Origin of the sequence: Craterilacuibacter sp. (genome assembly GCF_051659485.1) — a bacterium.
Taxonomy (GTDB): Bacteria; Pseudomonadota; Gammaproteobacteria; order Burkholderiales; family Chromobacteriaceae; genus Craterilacuibacter.
On record NZ_JBOFOO010000149.1, the window covers coordinates 1 to 4,471 of the forward strand.

Below are 4,471 nucleotides of genomic sequence, written 5' to 3' on the forward strand. Positions count from 1 at the left end.
TTGAGGCCGGTGTGGCCATAGCTTTCCCATAATGCTTTTTTGGCCGACATTTCGTCCAGTTGCTTCTGGGTAAAGGCGGCAAATACATTGCCGTCTTTCAGGTCGCACTGGATGTTGTACTTGGCGATGCGCTCGCGGATGATGCGTCCGCCTTCGAAGGCCATGGCGCCGATGCGTTTGGCGGCCTCTTTGCCGTGGCGCGCTTCGATCACATCCATATCGCGGCTGTAGCTATTGACGATCTGGCCGCCATTGCGTCCCGATGCCCCCCAGCCTACGCGCGCGGCTTCCAGTACGATCACCTTGTAGCCGGCTTCGGCCAGATGCAGGGCGGTAGAGATACCGGTATAGCCGGCACCGATCACGCAGACATCGGCGACTTGTCGGCCTTCCAGTGGCGGGCGTTCTGGTGAAGGGTTGGCGCTGGCTGCGTAATACGATCCGGTATGGCGGCTTAGTGGTTCACTCATGGTTCTGCCCCTTATTGTTGTATGTGCTGCAATAGCGGGCCGTCGCTGCGGCCCGCGCTCCTGCCTGGCCTCGTTACTGGTCGATGCCGCCGAGCAGGATGTACTTGATTTCCAGATAGTCTTCGATGCCGTATTTCGAGCCTTCACGGCCGAGACCGGACTGCTTGACGCCACCGAATGGTGCGGCCTCATTGGACAGAATGCCGCTATTGACGGCGACCATGCCGTATTCCAGACCTTCGCTGACGCGGAAGATGCGGCCGATATCACGCGCGTAGAAGTAGGAGGCCAGACCGAACTCGGTATCATTGGCCATGGCAATGGCTTCTTCTTCAGTACTAAAGCGGAACACCGGAGCCAGTGGCCCGAAAGTCTCCTCGCGCGCGACTTTCATCGCCGGGGTGACGCCGGCAATCACGGTCGGCTCGAAGAAGCTATGGCCCAGTGCGTGGCGCTTGCCGCCGGTCAGTAATTGGCCACCCTTGGCCAGCGCATCGGCAATGTGCTCTTCGATCTTCAGCACGGCCTTGTCGTCTATCATCGGCCCTTGGGTCACGCCGGCATCCACGCCGTTACCGACTTTCAGCTTGGCGACCGCAGCAGAAAACTTGCTCAGGAAGGCATCGTAGACGCCATCTTGTACCAGAATGCGGTTGGCGCAGACACAGGTCTGGCCGGCATTGCGGTATTTGGAAATCATCGCGCCTTCGACTGCGGCATCCAGATCGGCATCGTCAAATACGATAAAGGGCGCATTGCCGCCCAGCTCCATCGACACCTTCTTCACTGTCTGTGCGCACTGGGCAATCAGCTTGACGCCGACTTCGGTCGAGCCGGTGAAGCTGAATTTCTTCACCGTGTCCGAACCGGTCAGCACGCCACCGATTTCGGTGGAGCCGCCGGTCAGTACCGAAAACACGCCAGCCGGAATGCCGGCGCGGTGTGCCAGTTCGGCGATAGCCAGTGCCGACAGCGGTGTTTGCGAAGCTGGCCGCACCACCATAGGACAGCCAGCGGCCAAGGCCGGCGCCGCTTTACGGGTGATCATGGCATTGGGGAAGTTCCACGGCGTGATTGCCGCCGTCACACCGATAGGCTCTTTGCTGACCAGAATGCGCTTGTCGGCGCCGGTGGACGGGATGGTGTCGCCGTAGATGCGTTTGCCTTCCTCGGCATACCACTCGATGTAGCTGGCGCCATAGGCGATTTCGCCCTTGGCCTCTGCCAGCGGCTTGCCCTGTTCGGCGGTCAGGATGGCGGCCAGATCATCCTGATTCGCCATCATCAGATCGAACCAGCGGCGCAGCAGCACCGCGCGCTCCTTGGCGCTTTTTTTCTTCCACAGCTTGAAAGCAACGGCGGCAGCGGCAACGGCACGCTCGGCTTCGGCGCGGCCCATCTTGGGTACGAGCGCGATAATTTCGCCGTTAGCCGGGTTGCTGACCGGAATGGTTTCACCATTGTCGGCATCCAGCCACTGGCCATTGATATAGCACTGCTGCTTGAGCAGGGTCGAATCTTTCAGGTTCAGCATGTCTTGCTCCGGATAATGGCGCCTTGCGGCGCCATTCTAATCATCAGGCCTTGATGGCCGCTTCGAGGATGGTCATCGCTTCGTCGAAGACCGCATCTTCGATGGTCAGCGGGAACAGGAAACGCACCACGTTGTAGTTGACGCCACAGGTCAAGAGCAGCAGTCCGGCTTCCAGTGCCTTGGCCTGTACCTTCTTGGTGAAATCGACATCGGGCACATTGCTGTCGGCCTGATTGAATTCGACGGCAATCATGGCACCCAGACCGCGCACATCGGCTATCTGCGGGATGGATTTCTTCAGCGTGTTGAGTTTTTCCTTCAGCGCATCGCCCAGACGGTTGGCGCGCTCCAGCAGCTTTTCTTCGGCGATGGCATCAATCACGGCCTCGGCCGCTGCCAGTGCCAGCGGGTTGCCGGCGTAAGTGCCGCCCAGCCCGCCTGGTGCTGGGGCATCCATGATGTCGGCACGGCCGATGACGGCGGATAGCGGGAAGCCGCCGGCCAGCGATTTGGCGGTGGTGATCATATCCGGCGCGACATCGTAGTGCTGGCTGGCAAAGAACTTGCCGGTACGGGCAAAGCCGGCTTGTACTTCATCGGCAATCATCACGATGCCGTGGGTGTCGCACAGGCGGCGTAGCGCACATACCCATTCATTTGGTGCGGCATAGAATCCGCCTTCACCCTGTACCGGCTCGTAAATGATGGCTGCCACGCGGCTGGCTTCGATATCGTATTTGAACAGTTTTTCGATGCTGGCGATCGAGTCTGCCACCGAGACGCCATACAGCGCATTGGGGAAGCTCGCGTGGTAGACCTCGGCCGGGAACGGGCCAAAGCCGATCTTGTAGGGGGCGACCTTGCCGGTCAGTGCCATGCCCATCATGGTGCGGCCGTGAAAACCGCCACCGAAAGCAATCACGCCGGAGCGGCCGGTTGCGACGCGGGCGATCTTGATCGCGTTTTCCACCGCCTCGGCGCCGGTGGTCAGGAAGGCTGTTTTCTTGGCAAAGTTGCCCGGTGCCAGTGCATTCAGTTTTTCAGCGACGCTGATATAGCTTTCATACGGCACCACCTGGTAGCAGGTGTGGCTGAATTTTTGTAGCTGCGCTGCAACGGCTGCCTGTACCTTGTCGTGCAGGTGGCCGGTATTAAGCACGCCGATGCCGCCGGCAAAATCGATATAGCGGCGGCCTTCGGTATCCCACAGTTCGGCATTCTTCGCATGATCGATGAAGAAATTGCACATCACGCCCACGCCACGCGGGGTTGCATCAGCTTTACGCTGCAGGAGTTGTTTGGTATCGCTCATGGTTTGCCTCAGTGTCTATTGCGGGAGTGGACAGACGACATGCTATTTATGCTTTATGTATTTTCGCAGCTGCTTAATGCTGCTGTCTGTGCGATTCATTCTAATGATGTGTTTAGAGAAATGCCACGCGTATAGCGATAAATTAAACACTTGAACGGCAAATGATGCAGAAATGATCACACTTGGCTGCTATGGGATGGGGGTGAATAAAAGGCCGGCAGCTGCGGCTTCGAGTGAAGTGCAGGTGCCGGCCTTGGATTCAGCAGAAAAGTCGTGCCTAGAAGTAGCGGTTGATGCTTCTGAGGCTATCTTCGGATAAGTCGCCACTGGCTTGTGCCAGTTGCAGGCGCGCGAACAGATAGCCGTAGCGCGATTCGGACAGCTGGCGTTCGGCTTCGAAGTAGGCCTGCTCGGCCTGCAGCAGGTCGAGTATGGTGCGCAGACCCACTTCACGACCCAGGCGGGTGGCATCGACCTTGTTTTTGGTCGACAGCAATAGCTGCTCGTTGGCCTGCACCAGCGCCGCGCCATTGTTTACGCCGAGAAAGGCGGCCCGCACCTCTTCGCGTACCTTGCGCTTGCTGGACTCCAGTTGCTCGCTGGCCTGTTCCTGTAGCGCGACGGCCTCGCGGACTTGCGAATTGATGCCACCGCCGGCATACAGCGGCATGCTCAGGTTCAGGCCTATGCTGCTGCCGCGGGTATCGCTAAAAGGCTGTCTGGTGGTCGTTTGATCCTGATAGCCGGCGGTCAGCGCCAGCTTCGGCAGGTGGTTGCCGCGTGCGCTGCTGACATTTTGCTGTGCCAGTTGCTGTTGCTGTTCGCTGGCGGTAATGGCGGGGTTATTGGCCAGTGCGCGGTTGATCCAGGTATCGACCGATGAAGGCTCCGGGGGCGTCAGTGCAATCTTGCCCTTGAGCGGATTGACGCCTTCGGCCATCAGTCCGGTCAGTGTGCGCAGGGCATTGCGTCTGACTTCCAGCTGATTGAGCGCGCTGATCTCGCGGGCCGAGGCTGCGTTATAGCTGGCCTGCGCTTCATAGCTGTCGAGGATGGTGGCGGTGCCGACTTCAAAAGCCTTCTTGGCCTGCGCCAGCTGTTTTTCAAACGATTTTTTGGCTGCCTGCGTGGAGGACAGCGTGTCCTGTGCCAGCA

General features: G+C 59.1%; 4 protein-coding genes. All 4 read right to left on the reverse strand.

The features are described 5' to 3' along the window. On the reverse strand, positions 1–470 hold a 470-nt coding region (locus ACRC1E_RS05175; RefSeq protein ID WP_438514042.1), incomplete at its 3' end, for an NAD(P)/FAD-dependent oxidoreductase. A 73-nt stretch (positions 471–543) separates the two neighbouring features. After that, positions 544–2,004: an NADP-dependent succinate-semialdehyde dehydrogenase gene (gabD, locus tag ACRC1E_RS05180; protein WP_438514043.1), complete on the reverse strand. Its 1,461-nt coding sequence runs from the start codon at positions 2,002–2,004 to the stop codon at positions 544–546. A gap of 43 nt (positions 2,005–2,047) precedes the next feature. After that, entirely contained in the window at positions 2,048–3,316 is a 1,269-nt protein-coding gene (gabT, locus tag ACRC1E_RS05185) for a 4-aminobutyrate--2-oxoglutarate transaminase (RefSeq protein ID WP_438514044.1), read from the reverse strand. A 277-nt stretch (positions 3,317–3,593) separates the two neighbouring features. Next, positions 3,594–4,471, reverse strand: an 878-nt coding sequence (locus ACRC1E_RS05190) for a TolC family outer membrane protein (protein WP_438514045.1), incomplete at its 5' end; no start/stop codon positions are given.

Coding starts and splice junctions, on each gene's coding strand:
- gabD (WP_438514043.1), bottom strand. CDS start 2,004: ATGCTGAACCTGAAAGATTCGACCCTGCTCAAGCAGCAGTGCTATATC.
- gabT (WP_438514044.1), bottom strand. CDS start 3,316: ATGAGCGATACCAAACAACTCCTGCAGCGTAAAGCTGATGCAACCCCG.